The 25,954-nt window shown below is 73.8% G+C and carries 15 protein-coding genes; 11 read left to right on the plus strand and 4 right to left on the minus strand.

All coding sequences use genetic code 11. From position 1 onward, the window contains the following. Positions 1-36 precede the first annotated feature (36 nt). The 7 genes from C1708_RS10150 to C1708_RS10180 all read left to right on the plus strand — a co-directional run bounded on the left by C1708_RS10150 (position 37) and on the right by C1708_RS10180 (position 11,163). Entirely contained in the window at positions 37-1,824 is a 1,788-nt protein-coding gene (locus C1708_RS10150) for an ABC transporter ATP-binding protein (RefSeq protein WP_106412356.1), read from the plus strand. Further along, positions 1,821-3,677, plus strand: a complete 1,857-nt coding sequence (locus C1708_RS10155) for an ABC transporter ATP-binding protein (protein ID WP_106412357.1) — start codon at positions 1,821-1,823, stop codon at positions 3,675-3,677. Before C1708_RS10150 ends, C1708_RS10155 begins: the two co-directional genes overlap by 4 nt. 76 nt (positions 3,678-3,753) lie before the next feature. After that, a complete protein-coding gene (locus tag C1708_RS10160) occupies positions 3,754-4,638 on the plus strand; it encodes a fructosamine kinase family protein (protein WP_241911218.1) in 885 nt (294 codons plus the stop codon). 61 nt (positions 4,639-4,699) lie between these two features. Next, the gene (locus tag C1708_RS10165) at positions 4,700-6,421 is read left to right on the plus strand and encodes an ABC transporter ATP-binding protein (RefSeq protein ID WP_106412358.1); all 1,722 of its coding nucleotides are present in this window, start codon (positions 4,700-4,702) and stop codon (positions 6,419-6,421) included. Continuing rightward, positions 6,418-8,181: an ABC transporter ATP-binding protein gene (locus tag C1708_RS10170; RefSeq protein WP_106412359.1), complete on the plus strand. Its 1,764-nt coding sequence runs from the start codon at positions 6,418-6,420 to the stop codon at positions 8,179-8,181. Before C1708_RS10165 ends, C1708_RS10170 begins: the two co-directional genes overlap by 4 nt. A gap of 310 nt (positions 8,182-8,491) precedes the next feature. Next, positions 8,492-10,537: a M4 family metallopeptidase gene (locus tag C1708_RS10175; RefSeq protein ID WP_106412360.1), complete on the plus strand. Its 2,046-nt coding sequence runs from the start codon at positions 8,492-8,494 to the stop codon at positions 10,535-10,537. Between the two features lie 104 nt (positions 10,538-10,641). Further along, positions 10,642-11,163, plus strand: a complete 522-nt coding sequence (locus C1708_RS10180; protein ID WP_106412361.1) for a DUF1990 domain-containing protein — start codon at positions 10,642-10,644, stop codon at positions 11,161-11,163. 98 nt (positions 11,164-11,261) lie between these two features. Here C1708_RS10180 and C1708_RS10185 read toward each other — a convergent pair whose 3' ends face one another. Beyond that, the gene (locus tag C1708_RS10185) at positions 11,262-13,910 is read right to left on the minus strand and encodes a glycosyltransferase family 1 protein (protein WP_106412362.1); all 2,649 of its coding nucleotides are present in this window, start codon (positions 13,908-13,910) and stop codon (positions 11,262-11,264) included. Between the two features lie 771 nt (positions 13,911-14,681). On the opposite strand from C1708_RS10185, the gene C1708_RS10190 reads away from it, so the two are divergent. The 4 genes from C1708_RS10190 (at position 14,682) to glgB (ending at position 22,716) form a co-directional block, all read left to right on the plus strand. Continuing rightward, positions 14,682-16,856, plus strand: a complete 2,175-nt coding sequence (locus tag C1708_RS10190; protein WP_106412363.1) for an alpha-1,4-glucan--maltose-1-phosphate maltosyltransferase — start codon at positions 14,682-14,684, stop codon at positions 16,854-16,856. Then, entirely contained in the window at positions 16,853-18,553 is a 1,701-nt protein-coding gene (treS, locus tag C1708_RS10195; RefSeq protein ID WP_106412364.1) for a maltose alpha-D-glucosyltransferase, read from the plus strand. Before C1708_RS10190 ends, treS begins: the two co-directional genes overlap by 4 nt. Before the next feature lie 111 nt (positions 18,554-18,664). Further along, entirely contained in the window at positions 18,665-20,083 is a 1,419-nt protein-coding gene (locus tag C1708_RS10200) for a maltokinase N-terminal cap-like domain-containing protein (RefSeq protein ID WP_106412365.1), read from the plus strand. A gap of 32 nt (positions 20,084-20,115) precedes the next feature. Continuing rightward, on the plus strand, positions 20,116-22,716 hold the full coding sequence (gene glgB / locus C1708_RS10205; protein ID WP_106412366.1) for a 1,4-alpha-glucan branching enzyme: 2,601 nt from the start codon (positions 20,116-20,118) through the stop codon (positions 22,714-22,716). A gap of 15 nt (positions 22,717-22,731) precedes the next feature. Here glgB and C1708_RS10210 read toward each other — a convergent pair whose 3' ends face one another. From C1708_RS10210 to C1708_RS10220, 3 genes are all read right to left on the minus strand, one after another. Beyond that, entirely contained in the window at positions 22,732-24,963 is a 2,232-nt protein-coding gene (locus tag C1708_RS10210) for a HelD family protein (protein ID WP_198602450.1), read from the minus strand. A 194-nt stretch (positions 24,964-25,157) separates the two neighbouring features. Continuing rightward, positions 25,158-25,481, minus strand: a complete 324-nt coding sequence (locus C1708_RS10215; protein ID WP_274543350.1) for a thioredoxin family protein — start codon at positions 25,479-25,481, stop codon at positions 25,158-25,160. Beyond that, entirely contained in the window at positions 25,478-25,906 is a 429-nt protein-coding gene (locus C1708_RS10220) for a MerR family transcriptional regulator (protein ID WP_106412369.1), read from the minus strand. The genes C1708_RS10215 and C1708_RS10220 overlap by 4 nt, the downstream gene beginning before the upstream one ends. Positions 25,907-25,954 lie beyond the last annotated feature (48 nt).

Raw genomic sequence — 25,954 nt, forward strand, 5'->3', positions numbered from 1 at the left:
GGGCAGCGACAGTGGCGAACCGTACTCTCACTGCTGATGCCCACTACACCTTCTCCCCGGGAACCCCGCTCCACCGTGCGGACGCTGCTGCGGCTGTGGCCGTACGTGCGCCCCGTGCGGGCGCGCCTGTTCACCGCCGCGTTCATCGCCGTCCTGGCGTCCTGCATCGGGCTGGTCATCCCGCTCGTGCTGAAGTGGATGGTCGACGGGCCGATCGCCGACCGGGACCCGGCGGGGGTGTGGCTCGGCGCGCTGTACCTGCTGCTGCTCGGGCTGGCGGAGGCGCTGCTGTTCGGGGTGCGGCGCTGGCTGGTGGCTCGGCCGCTGTCGCACGTCGAGGCGGAGATGCGGGCCGGCCTGTACCGGCATCTGCAGCGGCTGCCGATCGCGTTCCACGACCGCTGGCCCTCGGGGCAGTTGCTGTCACGGGCCACCACGGACCTGATGCTGCTGCGCATGTTCCTGGCGTTCCCGCTGACGTTCCTGCTGGTCAACGGGGTGACGATCCTGGTCGGCGTGATCATCATGCTGGTCCAGGACTGGACGCTGGGGCTGGTCATCCTGGTGCCCGCGGTGCCGGTGCTGATCACCTGCGTGGTGTTCGAGAAGCGGTACTCGAGCGCGGCGCGGCAGGCGCAGGACCAGGTGGGCGATCTGACGACCGTGGTCGAGGAGAGCGTGCTCGGCATCCGGATCATCAAGGGGTTCGGCCGGCACCGCAGCCAGGCGCGGGCGTTCCGGGAGCTGTCGGGGAAGCTGCGGGGCACGGAGCTGCACAAGGCGCGGCTGCTGGCGACGATCCTCGGCGTGATCGTGACCCTGCCCGAACTGGCCATCGGGGCGGCGCTGGTGCTGGGCGCGGTGCAGGTGGCGGACGGCTCGCTGTCGGCGGGCACGTTGGTGGCGTTCCTGTCCACGGCGCTGGCGCTGCGCTGGCCGGTGGACTCGATCGGCTTCCTGCTGGCGATGAGCCAGGAGGCGGCGACGGCCACCGAGCGGTACTTCGAGGTGATGGACGCGGAGCCGGAGTCCGGCACCACGGCGTCCGCCGGGAAGCACAGCGGCCCCCGGGAGGGCGGGCTGCGGTTCGAGAACGTCACCTTCCGCTACCCGGACGCCCCCGAGGGCTCGCCGCCCGTGCTGGACCGCGTCGACCTGCACATCCGGCCCGGCGAGTCGCTGGCGCTCGTCGGTGCGACCGGCAGCGGCAAGACCACGCTGACCGCGCTCGTGCCCCGGCTGCACGAGGTCACCGAGGGGCGCATCACCCTTGACGGACGGGACATCACGGCGATGTCCCGGGAGGAGCTGCGCTCCCGCGTGGCCGTCGCCTTCGAGGAGCCGACGCTGTTCTCCGCGACCGTCGGCGAGAACGTCCTGATGGGCGGCGGCAGCGGCGAGGAGGACCTGGAGCGCGCGCTGGCCGTCGCCCAGGCCGACTTCGTACACGCGCTGCCGCAGGGCACCGCCACCCAGGTCGGCGAGCAGGGCCTGAGCCTGTCCGGCGGGCAGCGGCAGCGGCTCGCGCTCGCCCGCGCGGTCGTGGGGCGCCCCGACTTCCTGGTGCTGGACGATCCGCTGTCCGCGCTGGACGTGCACACCGAGGCCGCGGTCGAGGCCGCGCTGCGCCGGGTGCTCGCCGACACCACGGCGCTGATCGTGGCGCACCGGCCGTCCACGGTGCTGCTCGCCGACCGGGTGGCGCTGCTGTCCGGCGGGCGGATCACGGCGGTCGGCACCCATCACGAACTGCTGCGCGGCAATGCCGAGTACGCCCACCTCATGTCGGGCGACCCGGCGGAGGAACTGGAGGAGCAGCGATGACGGCGGCCACGACCGCACCCGTCCGCGACGAGGACGACGACCGGTCACCGGAGCAGGGCGGCGGCGACCCCTTCGACCGGGACGTGCTGCCCACTCCCCCGGGCGCCACCGGCGCGCTGCTGCGCTCCCTGCTCGCGCCGATGCGCGGCCGGGTGGCGCTGACCGCGCTGTTGCTGCTGCTCCAGCAGGCCGCCGTGCAGGCCGGTCCGCTGCTGGTGGCGTACGCGATCGACCGGGCGGTGCCCGCGTTCCGCGGCGACGACCACGGGCCGCTGATCGCGGTGGCGGTGGGGTACCTGCTGTGCGCGTCGGCGGCCGGCGCGCTGCAGTACGCGTTCGTCACCGCGTCCGCCCGGGTCAGCCAGGACGTGCTGCTCGACCTGCGCGGGCGGATCTTCCGGCACGCGCAGGCACTGAGCGTGGACTTCCACGAGCGCTACACCTCCGGCCGGCTGATCTCCCGTTCCACCACCGACGTCGAGTCGCTGCGGGAGCTGCTGGAGGAGGGCCTGCAGGAACTGGTGACGACCATCCTGTCCGCCGTGTACATCTCGGCGCTGCTGCTGTGGCTGGACCTGGGGCTGGGTGCGGTGGCGGTGGCGTCGTTCCTGCCGCTGTACCTGCTGGTGCGGTCGTACCAGCGGCGGGCGCGGCGGGTGTACCGGCGGCGGTCGACGGCGATCGCCGCGGTGATCGTGAAGTTCGTCGAGACGATGAACGGCATCCGTCCGGTGCGCGCCTTCCGCCGTGAGCGGGCCAACGACGCCGACTTCGCGGTGCTGAACCGGCGGCACGAGAAGACCAACGGCGACGCGCTGCTGGAGATGGCCCGCTACGTCGTCGGCTCCCGGGTGACCGCCAACACCACGGTGGCGCTGATCGTGCTGTGGGGCGCCTACCGGGTGGCCGGGGAGACGCTGGCGCTCGGCGTGCTGGCGGCGGCCGTGCTGTACCTGCGGCGGCTGTACGACCCGATCGACCGGCTGGGCATGTTCCTCAACTCGGCGCAGTCGGCGGCGGCCTCGCTGGAGAAGATCGCCGGCCTGCTGGCGCAGACCCCGTCCGTGCCGGAGCCGGCGGCCCCCCGCGAGCTGCCGGGGCGGCGCCCCGCTCTCCCCGGGCGCGAGGTGGTCTTCGACGACGTGCGGTTCGCGTACCGCACCGGCGGCGAGGTGCTGCCCCGCTTCGGGCTCACCCTGCCGGCCGGGCAGACCGTCGCGGTCGTCGGCTCCACCGGCGCGGGCAAGTCGACGCTGGCGAAGCTGCTCGCCCGGTTCTACGACCCCTCCGGCGGACGGGTGCTGCTCGACGGCGTCGACCTGCGCGACCTGACGGGACGGGACCTGCGGCGCGAGGTGGTGATGGTGACCCAGGAGGCGTTCCTGTTCTCCGGGACGGTCGCCGAGAACATCGCGATCGGCCGTCCGGAGGCCACCCGGGAGGAGGTCGAACAGGCGGCCAAGGAGATCGGCGCGCACGACTTCATCGCCGCGCTGCCCGACGGCTACGACACGGACGTCCGCAAGCGCGGCGGCCGTATCTCGGCCGGCCAGCGCCAGCTGGTGGCGTTCGCGCGGGCGTTGCTCGCGGACCCGGCGGTGCTGATCCTGGACGAGGCGACCAGCTCGCTGGACGTTCCCGGCGAGCGGGCGGTGCAGCGGGCGATGGCCACGGTGCTGAAGGGCCGTACGGCGGTGGTGATCGCGCACCGGCTGTCCACCGTGGAGATCGCGGACCGGGTGCTGGTGATGGAGCGCGGGCGGATCGTGGAGGACGGCAGCCCGGACGAACTCATCGGCGGCGCCGGCCGGTTCGCGGATCTGCACCGGGCCTGGCGGGACAGCCTGGTGTGACGCCCCGCCGAGGGGGCCGCCGTCGGGGGGCCGCTCCCGGGGCCGTGACGGGAGACCGACCGAGAGGAGCGCACCGGTGGCGGAGGCGACGTCGATGCTGCTCGCCCGTCTGCACGCGGCCGGGCTGACCGATGTCGGCACGGTCGAGCCGGCCTCCGGGGGCCTCGCCGCGACCGCGGGGCTGGCGTGCCGCGCGGACGGCACACCGGTGTTCGTGAAGGCGTTCGGCGAGCCGCCGGCGGACGACGCCTTCGCCGCGGAGGCCGAGGGGCTGACGGTGCTGCGCGAGGCGGGCGGCGTCACCACGCCGGACGTCGTCCTCGCGGACCGGGACCTGCTCGTGCTGTCGGTGCTGCGTCCCCGGCCGGACACGGAGGCGTTCTGGGAGGCGTGCGCGCACGCGGTCGCCCGGCTGCACACCGGCACGCGGCACGACCGGTTCGGCTGGCACCGGGACAACTGGCTGGGCCGCCGCCGTCAGGTCAACACCTGGACGGACGACGGGTTCGAGTTCTTCGCCCGGCACCGGCTGCTGCGCTGGCTCGACGAGCCCCGGGTCCGCCGGGCGCTGGACGCCGCCGACCGGCAGGCGCTGGAGCGGCTGTGCGACCGGCTGCCCGAGCTGCTGCCGGCCCGGCCCGCCTGCCTGACGCACGGCGACCTGTGGGCGCAGAACGTCATGGCCGCCCCCGACGGGCGGCCCGCGCTGATCGACCCCGCCGTGTCGTACACCTGGGCGGAGGTGGACCTGGCCCACCTGTGGACGACTTCACCCCCGCCCGAGGCGCGGGTGTTCTTCGAGCGGTACGCCGAGCTGACCGGGCTCGACGCCGGCTGGCGGGACCGGATGCCCGTCCTCCAGCTGCGGCAGCACCTTGCCGTGATCGCCCAGTTCGAGCCCGACTGGGGCGCCGCCGGACACGTACGGGCCACGCTCGCGCCGTTCCGGAAGCGCCCGTGAGAGCGACCGGCGCGACGACGGGGCACACCGGCCGCCGGGCCGTACGGGGAGGGGAACGGACGTGATCGACGCCTACGGGGACCCCGGCACGCCCGACGGGCGCGGCGGGGCCCGCTATCTGTGGTGGCTGGTGCGCCGGCAGCCGGGGCGCTGCGTGGCGGGGGCGGTGTACGGCAGTGTGTGGATGGTGCTGCTGGCGGCGGTGCCGTACCTGATGTCGCGGGCGGTGGACGACGGGCTGGGGCCGGGCGACATGACGGCGCTGGCCGGCTGGGCCGGCGCCCTGGTCCTGGTGACCGCCTTCAACGCCTGGCTGAGCATGATGCGGCACCGCACGATGACGATGGTCCGGATGGACGCCAACTTCCGCACGGTGAAGGTGGTCGTCGGGCACACCGTGCGGCTGGGCGCGGCGCTGGAGCGGCGGGCGGCGGCCGGGGAGGTCGTGACCATCGGGGTGGGCGACGTGCAGGTGATCGCCCAGTCGCTCACCGCCGTCGGGCCGGGGTTCGGCGCGGTCGTGGCGTACGCGGCGGTGGCGGGACTGCTGCTGTCGGTGTCGCCGCTGCTGGCCGTGGTGGTGCTGCTCGGGGTGCCGGTGATCGGGCTGGTCGTGGGGCCGCTGATGGGGCGGCTCCAGGGCACGGAGACGGAGTACCGGCAGCGGCAGGGCGTGCTGACCGCCCGGATCGGGGACCTCGCGGGCGGGCTGCGGGTGCTGAGCGGGCTGGGCGGCAAGGGGCTGGTCGCGGACGTGTTCCGCCGCGACTCGGGGCGGCTGCGGGAACAGGGCTACCGGGTCGGGGCGGTGACGAGCTGGATGCAGGCGCTGGCCGCGGGGCTGCCGACGCTGTTCCTCGCGGTGGTGACCTGGATCGCGGCGCGGCAGGCCGCGCAGGGGGACATCAGCATCGGCGAACTGGTGTCGGTGTACGGGTACGTGACCGTCCTGGTGTGGCCGGTGATGTTCCTGGTCGAGTGCGGCTATTACCTCAGCCGGGGCGTGGTGGCGGCCGGGCGGGTGGCGGCGCTGCTGCGGATCCAGCCGCCGCCGGACGCGGCCACCGCCGACCCGCCGGCCGAGCCGTCCGCGCTGGACGACCCGGAGTCGGGGGTGCGGGTGCCGCCCGGGCGGCTGACCGCGCTGGTGTGCGCCCGGCCCGCGGACGCGGCGGCCGTGGTGGACCGGCTGGGCCGGTACGCGCCGTCGGACGTCACCTGGGGCGGGGTCCGGCTGGACGAGATCGCGCTCGCGCGGGTGCGGGAGCGGATCCTGGTCGCCGACCCGGAGGCCGCGCTGTTCGCGGGCCCGCTGCGGGAGGTGGTGGCGGGCCGGGGCGGGGCGTCCGACGCGGAGGTGCTGCGCGCGCTGCACGCGGCGGCCGCCGACGACGTCGTGCGCGGACTGCCCGGCGGGCTGGACTCGGTGGTGTCCGCGCAGGGGCGCAGCCTCTCCGGCGGCCAGCGGCAGCGGGTCCGGCTGGCCCGGGCCCTGCTCGCCGACCCCGAGGTGCTGCTGGCGGTGGAGCCGGCCTCGGCGCTCGACGCGCACACCGAGGCCCTGGTCGCCGACCGGCTGCGCGCCGCGCGGCAGGGCCGTACGACCGTGCTGGCCACCACCTCGCCGCTGGTGCTGGACCGGGCCGACCGGGTGCTCTTCCTGGTCGACGGGAAGGTGGCGGCGAGCGGCGCCCACCGCGAACTGCTGGACGGCGAACCGGAGTACCGGCTCCTCGTGGCCAGGGACGCCGGGCAGGACGCCCCCGAGGAGGTGACGGGATGAGCGGGGAGCGGCTTCCGGTGGCGGGACCGGCCGACGTCCGCCGGGCGGCCGGGGAGCTGGTGCGGGCGGACGGCCGGGCCTTCGCGGGCGTGCTGGCGCTGAACGGCCTGGCGGCCCTGGCCGGTCTGGCCGGGCCGTGGCTGCTCGGGCGGATCGTCGACGAGGTGCGGGCGGGCGGCGGCACCGCGGTGGTGGACCGGCTGGCGCCGGTCATCCTGGCGTGCGCGGTGGCGCAGCTGCTGCTGTCCCGCTGGGCCCGTTTCGTGGGACACCGGTTCGGCGAGCGGACACTGGCGCGGGTGCGGGAGCGGTTCGTGGACCGGGTGCTGGCGCTGCCCTCCGCCGTGGTGGAGCGGGCGGGCACCGGTGATCTGACGACGCGGGGCACGGCCGACGTGACCGCCGTGGGCACCACGCTGCGCGACGCCGGTCCCTCGATGCTGGTCAACGCGGTGCAGTCGTTGTTCGTCATGGCCGCGATCCTGTTCGTCGACCCCTTGCTGGGCGCGCTGGGGCTGCTGTGCCTCACCCCGATCCGGCTGGTGCTGCGCTGGTACCTGCGGCGGGCCCGGGACGCGTACCTCGCCGAGGGCGCGGCCAACTCGGACGTGGCCGAGGTGGTCGCGTCGACGGCGTCGGGCGCTCGCACCGTGGAGGCGCTGCGGATGGAGGAGCGGCGGGTCCGGGCGAGCCGGGAGGCGCTGGAGACGTCCCGCCGCGCCCGCATGCGCACGCTGTTCCTGCGCTCGGTGTTCTTCCCCGTGGTCGAGCTGTCGTACGTGGTGCCGGTGGCCGGGGTGCTGCTGTGCGGCGGGTGGCTGCACGGGCGGGGCGCGGTGAGTCTCGGCGCGGTGGTGGCGGCCTCGCTGTATCTGCTGCAGCTGAGCGGCCCGCTGGACGAGGTGCTGATGCGGCTGGAGCAGCTCCAGGCGAGCGGCGCCTCGTTCGCCCGGGTGGAGGGGCTGGCCCGGGCGCCGCGCGCGGCGGGGCGGAGCGACGTCCCGGACCCGGCCGGGGACCGTATCGACGTGACCGGGGTGCGCTACGCGTACGACGGGGGCGGCGAGGTGCTGCGCGGGGTGGACCTGACGGTGACGCCGGGCGAACGGCTGGCGGTGGTGGGGCCGTCGGGCGCGGGCAAGACCACGCTGAGCCGGCTGCTGGCGGGAGTGGACGCGCCGACCGCCGGGAGCGTGACCGTGGGCGGGGTGCCGGTGGCGTCGCTGGACCCGGAGCGGCTGCGCCGGCAGGTGGTGCTGGTGACCCAGGAGCACCATGTCTTCCTCGGGTCGGTCCGGGACAACCTGCGGATCGCCGCACCGGACGCCGGGGACGAGGAGCTGTGGGCGGCGCTGGCCGTGGTGGGCGCGGACGGCTGGGTGCGGGAGCTGCCGCGCGGGCTGGACACCGGGCTGGGCGAGGGCGGTCACCCCACGGACGGCCCGCAGGCGCAGCAACTGGCCCTGGCGCGCGTGGTGCTGGCCGATCCGCACACGCTGATCCTCGACGAGGCCACCGCCCTGCTCGACCCGACGACGGCCCGGCACGCCGAGCGGGCCCTGGCCGCCGTGCTGGAGGGCCGTACGGTCGTCGCCGTCGCGCACCGGCTGCACACCGCGCACGACGCGGACCGGGTGGCGGTGATGGAGGACGGCCGGGTCTCCGAACTGGGAACGCACGACGCCCTGGTGGCGGCGGACGGGGTGTACGCGGCGCTGTGGCGGTCCTGGCACGGGGACCGGCCGGCCGACGCGCCGTGAGGCCGGCGGCCGGGGCCCGCCACGGCGGAGGGCCCGGCCGCCCGGGCCGGGGCCCCCTCCCCTCCGTCCGCATAACGGACACCTCCCCCCGGACACCGAACGGGTTCCGGCCAACTTCCTGACGCGCTCCTGACAGAAACCGCGATCCCCTGCCACTCTTCCCACGGCCGCTGCACAGCAACCCCACAGCTTCGGCTGCCCGTTGCCCGACGGCCACTGCTCGGAGCACTTCCGTTCTGCCCGGCCGGCTGACCCGCCGATCGGTCTCCCCAGGCCGCGCACCCCCGCGGCCCCGCAGAAGGAGTCAGCGTTGAGAAGCAGGACGTCCCACAGACGCACCCCCCGCACCCCGCAGCGCCGCGCCGCCGCCGTCGCCCTCGCCGGGGTGGCCGCGCTGATCGCCACGGCCGTGCAGTCCGGCGCCGCCACCGCCGCCCCCGACACGGCGCCCCGGGCCGCGAGCGCCGCCGCGCCCGGCGCGGAGTCGGTGCGGCTCACCCCCGCCCAGCGCGCCGCGCTGATCCGCGAGGCGGACGCCGCCACGGCGCGGACCGCCAGGGACCTCGGCCTGGGCGCGAAGGAGAAGCTCGTCGTCCGCGACGTCCTCAAGGACCGCGACGGCACCGTGCACGTCCGCTACGAGCGCACCTACGACGGGCTGCCCGTCCTCGGCGGCGACCTGGTCGTCCAGGGCGACACGGCCGGCGAGGCGGACAAGGTCGTCAAGGCGACCCGCGCCGCGGTCAAGCCCGCCACCACCGCCGCGAAGGTGCCGGCCGCGAAGGCCGAGCAGCAGGCCCTGTCCGCCGCGAAGGCCGAGCGGGCCGAGGACGCGGACGTCGACCGGGCCCCGCGCAAGGTGATCTGGGCGGCGGACGGAAAGCCGGTCGTGGCGTACGAGACGGTCGTCGGCGGTCTGCAGCACGACGGCACCCCGCAGGAACTGCACGTCGTCACCGACGCCACCACCGGCGAGAAGCTGTACGAGTGGCAGGCCGTGCACAACGGCACCGGCCACACCGTCTACAGCGGCACCGTGGACCTGACGACCACCCGGTCCGGCTCGACGTACAGCCTGACCGACGGGGCGCGCGGCAACCACCGCACGTACAACCTCAACCGCGGCACCTCCGGCACCGGCACCCTGTTCTCCGGATCCGACGACGTCTGGGGCGACGGCAGTCCCTCCAACCTGGAGTCGGCCGCCGCCGACGCCCACTACGGGGCCGCGCTGACCTGGGACTACTACAAGAACGTGCACGGCCGCAACGGCATCCGCGGGGACGGCGTCGGCGCGTACTCCCGGGTCCACTACGGCAACAACTACGTCAACGCCTTCTGGTCGGACAGCTGCTTCTGCATGACCTACGGCGACGGCTCCGGCAACGCCAACCCGCTCACCTCGATCGACGTGGCCGCGCACGAGATGACCCACGGCCTCACCTCGAACACCGCGGGCCTGGTCTACAGCGGCGAGTCCGGCGGCCTCAACGAGGCGACCAGCGACATCTTCGGCTCGACCGTCGAGTTCTACGCGAACAACTCCTCCGACGTCGGTGACTACCTCATCGGCGAGGAGATCGACATCAACGGCAACGGCACGCCGCTGCGCTACATGGACAAGCCCAGCAAGGACGGCCGGTCCAAGGACTCCTGGTACTCCGGCATCGGCTCGATCGACGTGCACTACTCGTCGGGCGTGGCGAACCACTTCTTCTACCTGCTCGCCGAGGGCAGCGGCACCAAGACCGTCAACGGCGTCACCTACGACTCCCCCACCTCCGACGGCCTGCCGGTCACCGGCATCGGCCGCGCCAAGGCGGAGAAGATCTGGTTCCGCGCGCTCACCACGAAGTTCACCTCCACCACCAACTACGCGGCGGCCCGCACCGGCACCCTGGCGGCGACCGGTGAGCTGTACGGCACGGACAGCGCCGAGTACAAGGCGGTGCAGGACGCCTGGGCGGCCGTCAACGTCGGCACGCGCTCCGGCGGCCCCGGAGGCGGCGGCACCACCTTCGAGTCCACCGCCGACGTGGCGATCCCGGACGCCGGCGCCGCGGTGACGTCCGCGATCACCGTCACCGGCCGCACCGGCAACGCGCCGAGCGACCTCAGGGTCTCGGTGGACATCGTGCACACCTGGAGCGGTGACCTGGTCGTCGACCTGCTGGCCCCGGACGGCACGTCGTACCGGCTGCGCAACCGCACCGGCGGCTCGGCGGACAACATCAACGAGACGTACACCGTCGACGCGTCGTCGGAGACGGCCAACGGCACCTGGCGGCTGCAGGTGCGGGACATGGCCCGCTACGACACCGGCCACATCAGCGGCTGGAGCCTGACCTTCCCGTAGACGGACACCGTCGCGGCGCCGTTCCGGTCGCCCCGGCGGCACCCGGAGCTCGCCGCTCCGGGTGCCGCCGGGGTTCGCCGTCCCACCGCCTAGGCTTGGGTCCCATGTCTTCGGCGGACTTCACCTACGACCACGTCGGCGCGAGCCGGGATCCCGACTTCTGCCCTCCCGGTTTCCACCGCCTGAGGGAGCGCACCCGGCTCGGCGAGGGGGAGAAGGTCTTCCGGCAGGCCGCCGACGCGCTGTTCACCTGGGAGCTGCACCGGGAGATGGGCGTCGGCGTCGACGCCTCGGCGGACCGGGCGGCGCCGGACGTCGAGGTCACCGTCACCCTGGCCGGGCTGGTGAAGGCGCCCTGCCGGGTGGTGTGGACGACGGAGGAGCACCGCACGGCCGGCTGGGCCTACGGCACGCTGGCCGGCCACCCGGAGAGCGGCGAGGAGTCGTTCGTCGTGCACCGTACGGGCGACGGGACGGTGTGGCTGACGGTCTCGGCGTTCAGCAGGCCGGCCCGCTGGTACGCCCGAGCCGGCGGCCCCGCCACCCGCTCCCTCCAGCACGCCTACGCCCGCCGCGCCGGCAAGACCCTCCGCCGGCTGGCGACACGGGGAGTGGAGGACGCCTGAGCCGCCTGCGGGCCGTCGTGTCCCCACCGGCACGGGCGGGCGCGGGCGGCGCCCCCGCCGGGCCGCACCGCCCGCGCCCGCCCCGGCCGACGGCCACGTCACCTCATCAATAACCCCGCCGCCCCGGCCACGTCCTCCGACGGCACGGCCACCAGCCCCAGCTCCGCCCCGGACGCCAGCAGCCGGTGACTCGGCAGCACCCGCACCGTGTACCCGAACGGCCCCGTACGGTCCAACGCCAACGGCCCCTCGTACACCCACTCGTCCCCCGGCGCGGGCGCCCCCACCGGCTTCAACGGCACGGCGGCCGCCTCCGTGATGCGGTCCTCCTCGTCCACCCGCCCGGACACCGCCTGCACCTCGACGTCCTCCGGCCGCAGACCGCCGAGCCCCACCCGCACCCGCAGGGTGAGCGTGCTGCCCAGCTCCGCGGTGGCCGAGACCACGGACGTCTCGACGTGGTCGACGGTCACCCCGTGCCACGCCCCCCGCACCGTCTCCTTCCACTCGGCCAGCTCCCGCGCGGCAGCGGCGTTCATCGCCCGGTGCGCGTGCGCGGCCGGCGTGTACAGCCGCTCCACGTACTCCCGCACCATGCGCCCGGCCAGCACCTTCGGCCCGAGCAGGCTCAGCGTCCGCCGCACCATCTCGATCCAGCGGTCCGGCAGCCCGCTGCGCCCGCGCTCGTAGAAGGTGCGGGTCACCCGCTGCTCCAGCAGGTCGTACAGCGCCGCGGCCTCTATGTCGTCACGCCGGTCGGCGTCGTCCCCCACTGCCGAAAGCGTGGGGGCGCCCCCGCCGGCGCCGTCCGCCGTGGGGATCGCCCAGCCGAAGTCGGGCTGGAACCACTCGTCCCACCAGCCGTCCAGCACGGACAGGTTGAGCCCGCCGTTGAGCGCGGCCTTCATCCCGCTGGTGCCGCACGCCTCCAGCGGGCGCAGCGGGTTGTTCAGCCAGATGTCGCAGCCGGGGTACAGCTTCTGCGCCATGGCCATGCCGTAGTCGGGCAGGAAGACGATCCGGTGCCGCACGCGCGGGTCGTCGGCGAACCGCACCAGCTCCTGGATGAGCCGCTTGCCGCCGTCGTCCGCCGGGTGCGCCTTGCCCGCGACCACGATCTGCACCGGCCGCTCGGGGTGCAGCAGCAGGTCCATCAGCCGGTCCCGGTCCCGCAGCATCAGCGTCAGCCGCTTGTACGACGGGACGCGCCGGGCGAAGCCGATGGTGAGCACGTCCGGGTCCAGCACGCCGTCGATCCAGCCCAGTTCGGCGGTCCCGGCGCCGCGCTGCCGCCAGGAGGCGCGCAGCCGTTCCCGCACCTCCAGCACGAGCAGTTCGCGCAGCGACCGGCGCAGGTCCCAGATGTCCTGGTCGGGGATGTCGGCGACGGAGTCCCAGCGGTCGGAGTCGCCGATGCTGAGCGCCTCCTCCGCGCGCTGGGTGCCGATCTGCCGGGCGCCGAGCCGGTACACCTCGGGGGCGACCCAGGTGGGCGCGTGCACCCCGTTGGTGACGGAGGTGATGGGCACCTCCTCGGGGTCGAACCCGGGCCACAGTCCGGCGAACATCTCCCGGCTGACCTGGCCGTGCAGCAGGGACACGCCGTTGGCCCGCTGGGCGAGGCGCAGGCCCATCACGGCCATGTTGAACAGGTTGGGCTCGCCGCCGGGATAGGTCTCCATGCCGAGCCGCAGGATGCGGTCGGCCTCCAGGTGCGGCAGTTCCGCGTGCGGGCCGAAGTGCCGGGCGACCAGTTCGCGGTCGAAGCGGTCGATGCCGGCCGGGACGGGCGTGTGCGTGGTGAACACGGTCCCGGCGCGGACCGCCTCCAGGGCCGCGTCGAAGTCGAGCCCCTCGGCGCACAGTTCCGCCATCCGCTCCAGGCCGAGGAACCCGGCGTGCCCCTCGTTGGTGTGGAACACCTCGGGCGCCGGGTGCCCGGTGAGTCCGCAGTACGCGCGGACCGCGCGGACGCCTCCTATGCCGAGCAGCATCTCCTGGAGCAGCCGGTGCTCGCTGCCGCCGCCGTAGAGCCGGTCGGTCACCCCGCGCTCGCCGATGTCGTTCTCCTCGACGTCGGAGTCGAGCAGGAGCAGCGGGATCCTGCCCACCTGGGCGACCCAGACGCGGGCCCGCAGGGAGCGCTCGCCGGGCAGGGCGAGGGTGATCTGGGCGGGCGTGCCGTCGGCCTCCTTGAGCTGGTCCAGGGGCAGCTCGTGCGGGTCGAGGACGGGGTAGTGCTCCTGCTGCCAGCCGTCCCGGGACAGGGACTGGCGGAAGTAGCCGTGCCGGTAGAGCAGGCCGACGCCGATCAGGGGGGCGCCGAGGTCGCTGGCGGCCTTGAGGTGGTCGCCGGCGAGGATGCCGAGCCCGCCGGAGTACTGCGGCAGGGCGGCGGTGATGCCGAACTCGGGGGAGAAGTAGGCGACGGCCGCGGGCAGCCGGCCGCTCTGCCGCTGGTACCAGCGGTCGCCGGTCATGTAGGTGTGCAGGTCGTCCGCGACCGCGGCGAGGCGGTCGAGGAAGTCGCCGTCGCCGGCCAGTTCGGTGAGCCGCTCGGCCGGCACGCTGCCCAGCAGGCGCATGGGGTCGCCGCCGGCCGCGGCCCAGCGTTCGGGGTCGACGGAGCGGAAGAGGTCACGGGTTCCGGCGTGCCAGGACCAGCGCAGATTGCGGGCCAGATCGCTCAGCGGCCGGAGCGGTCCGGGGAGGACGGGTCGGACGGTGAATCGACGGATAGCCTTCACAAGCCACCTCGGCGCGTTCGTGAGAGACGCGGTGTGCGTCCGGGTATCGCAGCCGACAGTACCGGCGCGGACACCGTCCGCGGAGGAAGCCGGGGGATACGGGTACCTCCCTGGCCGTGTCCAAACGATTCACCGCACAGCGGATATGGCCGGTTCCGCACGCATGTGCGGTCCTGTCGTGCTTCCCCTCCGCGCGTCGCGCCGCCGCTCCGGCCCGCGTGTCCGGCCGTGCGGACCGGGCCGGTCGCCGGGCAGGGCAAGAAACCGGCCGTTTCCGCCGCCCGCCGGGCCGGCACCCTGGTCACCTCCGGGATCCACGTCCCTCGCACCCCCTTCCGCCTCGCCCGCCCCAGCGGTCACGCGCCGCCGTCCGCATGCGCCGCGGACATGTCACCGCGCTCCGGGCCGACGACGGCGGGGGCGGACACGGAAGCCGCTGGTCACCGGGGGTGGCGGACGCCGTACCCCCGGCACGCGCACACCGTCCGCTCCGGGGCCCGCGCGCCGGGGTGCCGCGTCCGCTCCAAGGCGCCCGCCACCCCTGCCGGCCGGTGGGAACGAACCCACCACGGGCGCGCTCCGGACCGGCCGGGCGCCCGGCGGCCCCGGCCGGTCTTGTGTGCCGACATACGCGTGAGTAGTTAACAAAGGGCCGGATTGCCCACCCGGACAGTGTGGGAAGGCTCCTGCGGGTACACCCCACAAAGACCCCGCAGGACCCACCTCCCCACAGTCCTCCGCCCACCCTCGTTGACGCGGACAGGAGCGGTCATGCCCGCCACGCACCACTCGTCATCCCCCTCACCGTCCGGATCCCCCTCACCGTCCGGCACGCCGGTCCGCCCGGCCGAGTCCGGCCCTCCCCCGCCCGCCGCGACCCCGCGGCCCGCCGCCGGGAGTCCCGCGCCGCCCGCGCCCCCCGAGACCTCCGTCGGCCGCATCCCGGTGCTGGACGTCCGGCCGCTGGTGCGGCAGGGGCGCCGGCCCGCGAAGGCCGTGGTGGGCGAGTCGTTCGAGGTGACGGCGACCGTGTTCCGCGAGGGGCACGACGCGGTCGCGGCCAACGTGGTGCTGAAGGACCCGCAAGGGCGCCCCGGCCCCTTCACGCCGATGCGGGAGCTGGCGCCCGGCACGGACCGGTGGGGGGCGACCGTCACCCCGACCGGGACGGGACTGTGGACCTACGCCGTGGAGGCGTGGGGCGACCCGGTCACCACCTGGCGGCACCACGCGCGGATCAAGGTCCCGGCGGGCATCGACACCGAGGTGGTGCTGGAGGAAGGGGCCCGGCTGCACGAGCGGGCGGCGGAGGGGGTCCCCGGACCTGAGGACCGGGAGGTGCTGCGCGCGGCCGTGGAGGCCCTGCGCGACACGGAGCGCCCGGCGGCGGCCCGCCTGGCGGCGGCGTTGACGCCGGAGGTGGACGCGGTGCTGGCCCGGCATCCGCTGCGGGAGCTGGTCACCAGCAGCGACCCGATGCCGCTCCTGGTGGAGCGGGAGCGGGCGCTGTACGGCTCCTGGTACGAGTTCTTCCCCCGCTCGGAGGGCACGCCCGAGCAGCCGCACGGCACCTTCGACACGGCCGCGCGGCGGCTGCCGGCGATCGCGGCGATGGGGTTCGACGTGGTCTACCTGCCGCCGATCCACCCGATCGGGACGACCTTCCGCAAGGGCCCGAACAACACCCTGGACGCCGGCCCGGACGACGTGGGGGTGCCGTGGGCGATCGGGTCCCCCGAGGGCGGCCACGACGCGGTGCACCCGCGCCTGGGCACGCTGGAGGACTTCACCCGGTTCGTGGCCCGCGCCCGCGACCTGGGCATGGAGGTCGCCCTGGACTTCGCCCTGCAGTGCTCCCCCGACCACCCCTGGGTGCACAAGCACCCCGAGTGGTTCCACCACCGCCCCGACGGCTCCATCGCCCACGCGGAGAACCCGCCGAAGAAGTACCAGGACATCTACCCCATCGCCTTCGACGCCGACATGGACGGGCTGGTCGCGGAGACCTGCCGGGTCCTGCGGCACTGGATGGACGCCGGGGTGCGGATCTTCCGCGTGGACAACCCGCACACCAAGCCGGTGGTGTTCTGGGAGCGGGTGATCGCCGGGATCAACCGCACCGACCCCGACGTGATCTTCCTGGCGGAGGCCTTCACCCGCCCGGCGATGATGCACACCCTGGCCCAGATCGGCTTCCAGCAGTCGTACACGTACTTCACCTGGCGCACCACCAAGCAGGAGCTGACGGAGTACCTGACCGAACTGACGGGGGAGGCCGCCTCCTACATGCGGCCCAACTTCTTCGCCAACACCCCCGACATCCTGCACGCCTACCTCCAGCACGGCGGCCGGCCCGCCTTCGAGGTCCGCGCCGTCCTCGCCGCCACCCTCTCCCCCACGTGGGGCATCTACAGCGGCTACGAACTGTGCGAGAACACCCCGCTGCGCGAGGGCAGCGAGGAGTACCTCGACAGCGAGAAGTACCAGCTCAAACCCCGCGACTGGGAAGCCGCCGCACGCGAGGGACGCACCATCGCCCCCCTCATCACCCGCCTCAACACCATCCGGCGGGAGAACCCGGCCCTGCGGCAGCTGCGCGACCTCCACTTCCACCAGGCGGACAAGGAGGAGGTCATCGCGTACTCGAAGCGGCGGGACGGCAACACGGTGCTCGTGGTCGCCAATCTCGACACCCGGCACACCCAGGAGGCGACGGTCTCGTTGGACATGCCGCAACTCGGCCTGGACTGGCACGAGTCCGTGCCGGTGCGCGACGAGCTCACCGGCGAGACCTATCACTGGGGCAGTGCCAACTATGTGCGTCTCGGTCCGGGCGGGGCACATGTACTCGTCGTCGGCGGGGAGTCCGGGGACGGACCTCCCGGGACGCACAGCACGGCTCTGCGACCGTCCACCCCGCAGATCGGAGGGTCTTCCGCCACATGAGCGTCAACGAACCCGTCCCGGACACCTTCGAGGACACCCCCGCCAAGGACCGTGACCCCGACTGGTTCAAACGCGCCGTCTTCTACGAGGTCCTCGTCCGTTCCTTCCAGGACAGCGACGGCGACGGCGTCGGCGACCTGAAGGGCCTGACCGCCAAGCTGGACTACCTGCAGTGGCTGGGCGTCGACTGCCTGTGGCTGCCGCCCTTCTTCAAGTCGCCGCTGCGCGACGGCGGGTACGACGTCGCCGACTACACCTCGGTCCTGCCGGAGTTCGGCGACCTCGCCGACTTCGTGGAGTTCGTCGACTCCGCCCACCAGCGGGGCATGCGCGTGATCATCGACTTCGTCATGAACCACACCAGCGACCAGCACCCGTGGTTCCAGGAGTCGAGGCGCGACCCCGACGGGCCGTACGGCGACTACTACGTGTGGGCCGACGACGACAAGCAGTTCCAGGACGCGCGGATCATCTTCGTCGACACCGAGGCGTCCAACTGGACGTACGACCCGGTGCGCAAGCAGTACTACTGGCACCGCTTCTTCTCGCACCAGCCGGATCTGAACTACGAGAACCCGGCCGTGCAGGAGGAGATGATCTCCGCGCTGAAGTTCTGGCTGGACCTCGGGATCGACGGGTTCCGGCTGGACGCGGTGCCGTACCTGTACCAGGAGGAGGGGACGAACTGCGAGAACCTGCCGGCGACGCACGCGTTCCTGAAGCGGGTCCGCAAGGAGATCGACACCCAGTACCCCGACACCGTCCTGCTCGCCGAGGCCAACCAGTGGCCCGAGGACGTCGTCGACTACTTCGGCGACTACGCCGCCGGCGGCGACGAATGCCACATGGCCTTCCACTTCCCGGTCATGCCCCGCATCTTCATGGCCGTCCGCCGCGAGTCGCGCTACCCCGTCTCCGAGATCCTCGCCAAGACCCCCGCCATCCCCTCCGGCTGCCAGTGGGGCATCTTCCTGCGCAACCACGACGAGCTGACCCTGGAGATGGTCACCGACGAGGAACGCGACTACATGTGGGCCGAGTACGCCAAGGACCCCCGCATGCGCGCCAACATCGGCATCCGCCGCCGCCTCGCCCCCCTGCTGGACAACGACCGCAACCAGATCGAGCTGTTCAACGCCCTGCTGCTGTCCCTGCCCGGCTCGCCGATCATCTACTACGGCGACGAGATCGGCATGGGCGACAACATCTGGCTCGGCGACCGCGACGCCGTCCGCACCCCCATGCAGTGGACCCCCGACCGCAACGCCGGCTTCTCCTCCTCCGACCCCGGCCGCCTCTACCTCCCCACCATCATGGACCCGGTCTACGGCTACCAGGTCACCAACGTCGAGGCCTCCATGGCCTCCCCCTCCTCCCTGCTGCACTGGACCCGGCGGATGATCGAGATCCGCAAGCAGAACCCGGCGTTCGGCCTCGGCTCCTACACCGAACTGCCCTCCTCCAACCCCGCCGTCCTCGCCTTCCTGCGCGAGTACGAGGACGACCTGGTCCTGTGCGTCAACAACTTCTCCCGCTTCGCACAGCCCACCGAGCTGGATCTCAGCGCCTTCGAGGGGCGGCATCCGGTGGAGCTGTTCGGCGGGGTGCGCTTCCCGGCCGTCGGCGAACTGCCGTACCTGCTGACGCTCGGGGGGCACGGATTCTACTGGTTCCGGCTCCGCAAGGACGCCGCCTAGAACCCGGGGCGGGGCGGTTTCCCCCGCTCCGCCCGGGGCACGCATGAGTAGCACCCCGCCCACCGGCGGCGCCCCCGTGGCGCCCCGACAGAGGGGAAAGGACGCGACGCCATGTCGGAAGCCGTCACACGCACTGTCACGACCCCGCCCGGCCTCCTTGCGTCACTCGATCCACTGTTGCGGGAATGGCTGCCGAGACAGCGCTGGTTCGCGGGCAAGGGGCGCCCGGTGACCGGGTTCGACCTGGTCGCGGCCACCGAGCTGCTGCCGCCCACCGCCAAGCTGGGCCTGTACCACCTGCTGGTGCGCGCCCGTCAGCCGCTCCAGCCCGGCCACGGCGGGTCCGAGCAGCCGGGCGACTGCTACCAGCTGTTCATAGGCGTGCGCGAGGCGCTGCCGCCCCGGCTGGCGCCCGCGCTGATCGGTCATGTGTCGCGGGGCCCCCTGGCCGGACGGACGGTCTACGAGGCCCTGCACGACACCCGGCCCGCCGACCTGCTCCTGGAGGCCCTGCGCACCCGGGCCCGGATCGGCGGGCTTCGTTTCGAGCGCGACCCGCGCCAGGAGATCCGGCCGGGACTGGTGCCGCGCCTGATGACCGCCGAGCAGTCGAACTCGTCGGTCGTCTACGGCGACACCTACGTCCTGAAGCTGCTGCGCCGGGTGATGCCCGGCATCAACCCCGACCTGGAGCTGCCGCTGGCGCTGGCCCGCGAGGGCTGCTCCCGGGTGCCGCCGCCGACGGCGTGGCTGGTCGCCGACGCCGAGGACGAACCGGGTCCGCCGCATCCGGCCGAGCGTTACGTCCTGGGGGTGCTCCAGCCGTTCGTGCAGGGCGCCACCGACGGCTGGGAGCTGGCGCTGCGGGAGCTGGCCAAGGGAGAGGACTTCGTCGCCGAGGCGCGGGCCCTCGGGCGGGCCACCGCCGAGGTGCACACCGCCCTGGCGCGTGCGCTGCCCACGGTCACCCTGGGTCACGTGCAGATGCGCGCCCTGGCCGACGCCATGACCGAGCGGCTGGAGGCGGCCGTGCACGCGGTGCCCGCGCTGCGGCCGTACGCGGACGATCTGCGCTCGGCGTACACCGCGCTGGACGACCTCGCGTCCGAGGGCCGCGCCTGGACCGCCCAGCGGGTCCACGGCGACCTGCACCTCGGGCAGTGCCTGCGCTCCCCGGCCGGCGCCTGGTCGCTGATCGACTTCGAGGGGGAGCCGGCCCGGCCGCTGGCCGAGCGCCGGATGCCGCAGCCGGCCGTGCGGGACGTGGCGGGCATGCTGCGTTCCTTCGACTACGCGGCGCGTACGGCGGACCCGCCGCAGCCGGGCTGGGCCGCCCGCTGCCGGGCGGCGTACTGCACCGGGTACGCCGAGGCCGCGGGCCGCGACCCGCGCACCGAGCCGGTGCTGCTGCGCGCCTACGAGACCGACAAGGCGGTCTACGAAGCGGTCTACGAGGCCCGGCACCGCCCCGACTGGCTGCCCGTGCCGCTGGCGGCCCTGCACCGGCTCGCCACGGCCGACCCGACCTGATCCACCCGACCCGCGTCCAGGAGGCTTCCCCCGTGACCCCCCGCCCCGAGTCCAGCGGTTCGCATCCGGAGCAGCCGGCCGACCAGCGGCGTACCGAGCCACCGGCGCCCGCGCGGAAGAAGCCGGCCGCGAAGCAGCAGCCCGCGGCAGCCGCGGCGAAGAAGGCCGCGGCGCGGAAGACGCCCGCGAAGCGGACGGCCGCCGCGGCGAAGACCGCCGCGACCGCGAAGGCCACGGTCCAGAAGGCGGCCCTCAAGAAGACGGCGGCGAAGAAGACTGCCGGAAAGAGCCCGGCCGCGAAGAAGACTCCGGGCGGGGCGACGGCGCCCGCCGCACCGGCGGCCTCCGGGGCCCCGCCCGCCGGGACCCGCGGGCGGGACACCGCGCGGACGGCACCGGTGCCGGAAGCGGCCGAGCGGCCCGCGCCGCCGGAGGCGGAGATCGCCGTCTCCCCCGCCGTGGACTCCGACGACCGGGAGCGGCTGCTGCACGGGACGCATCACGCGCCGCACTCCGTGCTCGGGGCGCACCCCGTGCCCGGCGGGGTGGCCTTCCGCGCGTTCCGGCCCTATGCGCGGGCGGTGACCGTGATGTCGGGCGGCATGACCGTCGCCCTGCACGACGACGGCGACGGCTTCTTCTCGGGGCTGCTGCCGCTGCGCGAGGTCCCGGCGTACCGGCTGCGCGTCGCGTACGAGGGGACGGAGCTGGAGACGGAGGACGCCTACCGCTTCCTGCCCACGCTGGGCGAGCTGGACCTGCACCTGATCGGCGAGGGCCGGCACGAGGAGCTGTGGACGGTGCTGGGCGCGCACCCGATGACCCACCAGGGGGTGACCGGCACCCGTTTCTCGGTGTGGGCGCCGAACGCGCGCGGGGTGCGGGTGGCGGGCTCGTTCAACTTCTGGGACGGCACCGGCTTCCCGATGCGCTCGCTGGGCTCGACCGGGGTGTGGGAGCTGTTCGTGCCGGGGATCGGCGAGGGCGAGCTGTACAAGTTCGAGATCACCCGCCCCGACGGTTCGAAGACGCTGCGCGCCGACCCGATGGCCCGCCGTACCGAGGTCCCCCCGGCCACCTCGTCGATCGTCACGTCGTCGCGGTACGCGTGGGGCGACGCGGAGTGGCTGGCGCGGCGGGCGCAGGTGCCCGCGCACCGGGCGCCATTCTCCGTCTACGAGGTGCACCTGCCGTCGTGGCGTCCGGGGCTCACCTACCGGCAGCTCGCCGAGCAGCTCCCCGCCTACGTGAAGGACCTCGGCTTCACGCACGTCGAGCTGATGCCGGTCGCGGAGCACCCCTTCGGCGGGTCCTGGGGGTACCAGGTCACCGGGTTCTACGCGCCGACGGCCCGGCTCGGCACCCCGGACGACTTCAAGTACCTGGTGGACGCGCTGCACCGGGCCGGCATCGGCGTGATCATGGACTGGGTGCCCGCGCACTTCCCGCGCGACGAGTGGGCGCTGGCCGAGTTCGACGGCCGCCCGCTGTACGAGCACTCCGATCCGCTGCGCGCCGCGCACCCCGACTGGGGCACCCTGGAGTTCGACTTCGGGCGCCGCGAGGTGCGCAACTTCCTGGTGGCCAACGCGCTGTACTGGTGCGAGGAGTTCCACATCGACGGGCTGCGGGTCGACGCGGTCGCCTCCATGCTCTACCTGGACTACTCGCGCGAGCCGGGCCAGTGGACGCCGAACGAGCACGGCGGCCGGGAGAACCTGGACGCGGTGGCGTTCCTGCAGGAGATGAACGCGACCGTGTACCGCAGGGTGCCGGGGGTCGTGACGATCGCCGAGGAGTCCACCGCCTGGGACGGCGTCACCCGCGCCACCCACCACCGCGGCCCGAGCGGCTTCGGCGGGCTCGGCTTCGGGCTGAAGTGGAACATGGGCTGGATGCACGACTCGCTGCAGTACATGAGCCACGAGCCGGTGCACCGCGCGTACCACCACGGCGAGATGACCTTCTCGATGGTGTACGCGTACAGCGAGAACTACGTGCTGCCGATCTCCCACGACGAGGTCGTGCACGGCAAGCGGTCCCTGGTGTCGAAGATGCCCGGCGACTGGTGGCGGCAGCGCGCCGACCTGCGCGCCTACCTCGGCTTCATGTGGGCCCACCCGGGCAAGCAGCTCCTCTTCATGGGACAGGAGTTCGCGCAGGGCGCGGAGTGGTCGGAGGCGCGCGGCCCGGACTGGTGGCTGCTCGACCCGCACTACGGCGCCGAGGCCGACCACCGCGGCGTGCGGGACCTGGTGCGCGACCTCAACACCGTCTACCGCGCCACCCCGGCGCTGTGGCAGTACGACACCGAGCCGTCCGGCTTCCGCTGGGTGACCGGGGACGCCGCCGACGACAACGTGCTGGCCTTCCTGCGGTACGACGCCGACGGCGCGCCGCTGCTCGCGGTGTCCCACTTCGCCCCCGTGGTCCGGCACGACTACCGCGTCGGCGTCCCGGACGACGTGCCCGCCTGGCGCGAGGTCCTGAACACCGACGCGGCCCGCTACGGCGGCAGCGACGTCACCAACCCCGACCCGGTGAAGCCGGAGCCGCAGGGCTGGCACGGCCGGCCGGCGAGCATCCGGCTGACCCTGCCGCCCCTGGCGACGGTGTGGCTGCGCCCGGCCTGACGGCGGGCGCACGGGTCACGCGAGGGCCTTGGCCAGCGGCTCCGGCAGCGGCTCGGCGTGCAGCACGCCGAGCCGCTGGGTGGCGCGGGTGAGCGCCACGTACAGGTCGCTGGTGCCGTAGCGGCCGGGCTCGACCACCAGGACCGAGTCGAACTCGAGCCCCTTGGCCTGGCGCGGGTCGAGCAGCACCACCTGGTGGGTGAGGTCCGGCTCGGCGCCGGCCGTCACCCCGTCCAGCCGGGCGGCCAGGGCGCGGTGCAGCTCCCGCGGGGCGATGACGGCGAGGCGGCCCTCCTCCGGGGTCAGCTCCGCGACCGCCTCGGCGGTGGCGGCGGGCAGGTCGTCGGCGTGGCGGGCCCACGGCCGCACCCCCGTGGCGCGCACCGAGCCGGGCGGCTCGAAGCCGGGGTGCGCGGCGCGCACCACCGCTGCGGCGACCTCCATGATCTCCGCCGGGGTGCGGTAGTTGACGCCCAGCCGGTGGTGCTCCCAGCGGTCCTCGACGTAGGGGGCGAGGATGCCCTCCCAGGAGCCGACGCCGCCCGCCTCCGAGGTCTGCGCCGGGTCGCCGACGAGGGTCATCGACCGGGTGGGACTGCGCCGCATCAGCAGCCGCCACGCCATCGGGCTCAGCTCTTGTGCCTCGTCCACGATGATGTGCCCGAACGCCCAGGTGCGGTCGGCGGCGGCGCGTTCGGCGGCGCTGCGGTGGTCCTCCTCCTCGTGCCGCTCGGCGAACCGCTCGGCGTCGATGATGTCGTGCGCGGACAGCACCTCGGACGACTCCGGGTCGTCCTCCTCCTTGTCCTCGAACTCGAAGGTCCGGGAGGCGTACGAGACGTCCAGCACGCCCTGGGCGTAGGCGATCTGCTGCTGCCGCTCACGCTCGGCACGCTCACGGGCCAGTCGGTCGTCCTCGCCGAGGAGCTCGGCGGCCTCGTCCAGCAGCGGCACGTCGGAGACGGTCCAGTGCCGGGTGACCGGGCGGCGGATCGCGGCTGCGTCCTCGTCGGAGAGGTAGCCCTCCGGGGCGGCGAGGAAGTCGGCGACCAGGCGCTGTGGGGTGATCCTCGGCCACAACCGGTCGATCGCGGACCACACCTCGGGGTTCTCGGCGAGTTCGTCGCGGATCTGGGTGATGTCGCTGGGGTCGAGCAGGTTGGACCCGTCGTACGGGTCGGTGCCGATGCGCTCGGCGAGCATGTCGGTGAGCGTGTTGAGGATGTGCCCCTCGAAGTGCTCGCGGGCCACGTTGTGCGGCAGCTTCGTGGCGCGGGTGCGCTCCCGGGCGACGTTCACCAGGCCGTCATCGAGCATCAGGACCTCGCGGTCGTGCTCGATCGCGATGACCGGGTCGGGCAGCGCCTGCCGGTCGCGCACGAACTCCGCCAGCACACCGGCCATCTCCGCCCGTCCCTTGACGGCCGCGGCCTCCGGCGTGTCCGTACGGGTCGTCCTCACCCCGGGGAACAGCTCGCCGACGGTCGCGAGGAGCACACCGGTCTCGCCGAGGCTGGGCAGCACCTCGCCGATGTAGCCGAGGAAGGCCGGGTTGGGCCCGACGATCAGCACGGCGCGGCGGGCCAGCAGCTCACGGTGCTCGTAGAGCAGGAACGCGGCGCGGTGCAGGGCGACGGCGGTCTTGCCGGTGCCGGGGCCGCCCTCGACCACCATGACGCCCCGGTGCGGGGCGCGGATGATGCGGTCCTGGTCGGCCTGGATGGTGCGGACGATGTCGCCCATGCGGCCGGTCCGCGCGGAGTTCAGGGCGGCGAGCAGCACGGCGTCGCCGGTGGGGTCCTCGTGGCCGGTGCGGGTCTCGTCGCCGAGGTCGAGGATCTCGTCGTGCAGGCCGGTGACCCGGCGGCCCTCGGTGGCGATGTGCCGGCGGCGGCGCAGGCCCATCGGGGTGTGGCCGGTGGCCAGGTAGAACGGACGCGCCACATCGGCCCGCCAGTCGATGAGGACCGGGGTGCGCTCGTCGTCGTCGGCGCGCAGGCCGATGCGTCCGATGTGGTGGGTCCGTCCGGAGGCGAGGTCGATCCGGCCGAAGCAGAGGGAGCCGTCCACCGCGTTCAGCGCGGCGAGCAGCCCGGAGCGCTCGGCGACCAGGATGTCCCGCTCCAGCCTCGCCTGCCGGGGGGTGTGGCCCTGGGAGAGGGCGTCCGCCACACCGGCCTCGGCATCGCCCCGCAGGACGTCCACCCGTGCGTACAGTCCGTCGATGAATTCCTGTTCGCGCCGCATTTCATCGTCCGGAAATTCGGTGTTTGACAATTCCACTCCCGCCCGGATATACTGTGCTCACTGAACTTTTCCGCGACTTCCCATCATGAAGGCGCGAATGCACGAATATACGCAAGGAAAACCCCCGGGCGCAATTGCCCGGGGGTTTTCCTGTGTCCGTGCGGGCGGCGGTCCCGCGGGAGGCAGCCCGTTGTTCAGAGCACGTCCCGCAGTTCCTCCCGCAGCCGCCGCCCCGGCCGCGCGCCCACCATCGACCGCAGCGGCTCGCCGTCGCGGAACAGCATGAAGGTCGGCATCGACAGCACCTTGTACGCGTTGGTCGTGGCGGGATTGAGGTCCACGTTCAGCTGGACGACCTTCAGCCGGCCCTCCTCCGCCGCGGCCAGCTCGCGCAGCACCGGCGCCATCTGCCGGCACGGCGGGCACCAGTCGGCCGTGAACTCCACCAGCACCGGAAGCCCGGCGCCCAACACCTCCTCCGCGAAATCCGCGTCCGTCACCTCGGGCACGCCCCTCACAGCGCTCCCCCTCCCAGCTCGCACTCCGGTTCCGGACCTCCCGGGACCGCCGCGTCGGCGGCCAGCGCCGCACGGGCCGCCTCGGCCCGCGCCAGCTGCCGCCCGACCTCCGCCCGTACCGCCCCCAGCTCGGCGATGAGCGTGTCGAGCTCGTCGAGCTTGCGCCGGTAGACCTGGAGCGAGGCCGGGCAGGAGTCGCCCTCGGGGTGCCCGGCGCGCAGGCACTCCACAAAGGGCCGGGTCTCCTCCAGGCCGAACCCGAAGTCCTGGAGCGTGCGGATCTGCCGCAGCAGCTTCAGGTCGGACTCGTCGTAGGTCCGGTATCCGTTCCCGGACCGCCGCGCGGGCAACAGCCCGCGGGATTCGTAGTACCGCAGCGTCCGCGTCGTGGTCCCGGCGCGTGCGGCCAGCTCGCCGATTCGCATGCCGTCGAACGTAGAGCTTGACGTGGGCGTCAGGGCAAGGGCGGATCC

It is taken from the genome of Streptomyces sp. DH-12 (assembly GCF_002899455.1).
In the GTDB taxonomy this organism is placed as follows: Bacteria; Actinomycetota; Actinomycetes; order Streptomycetales; family Streptomycetaceae; genus Streptomyces.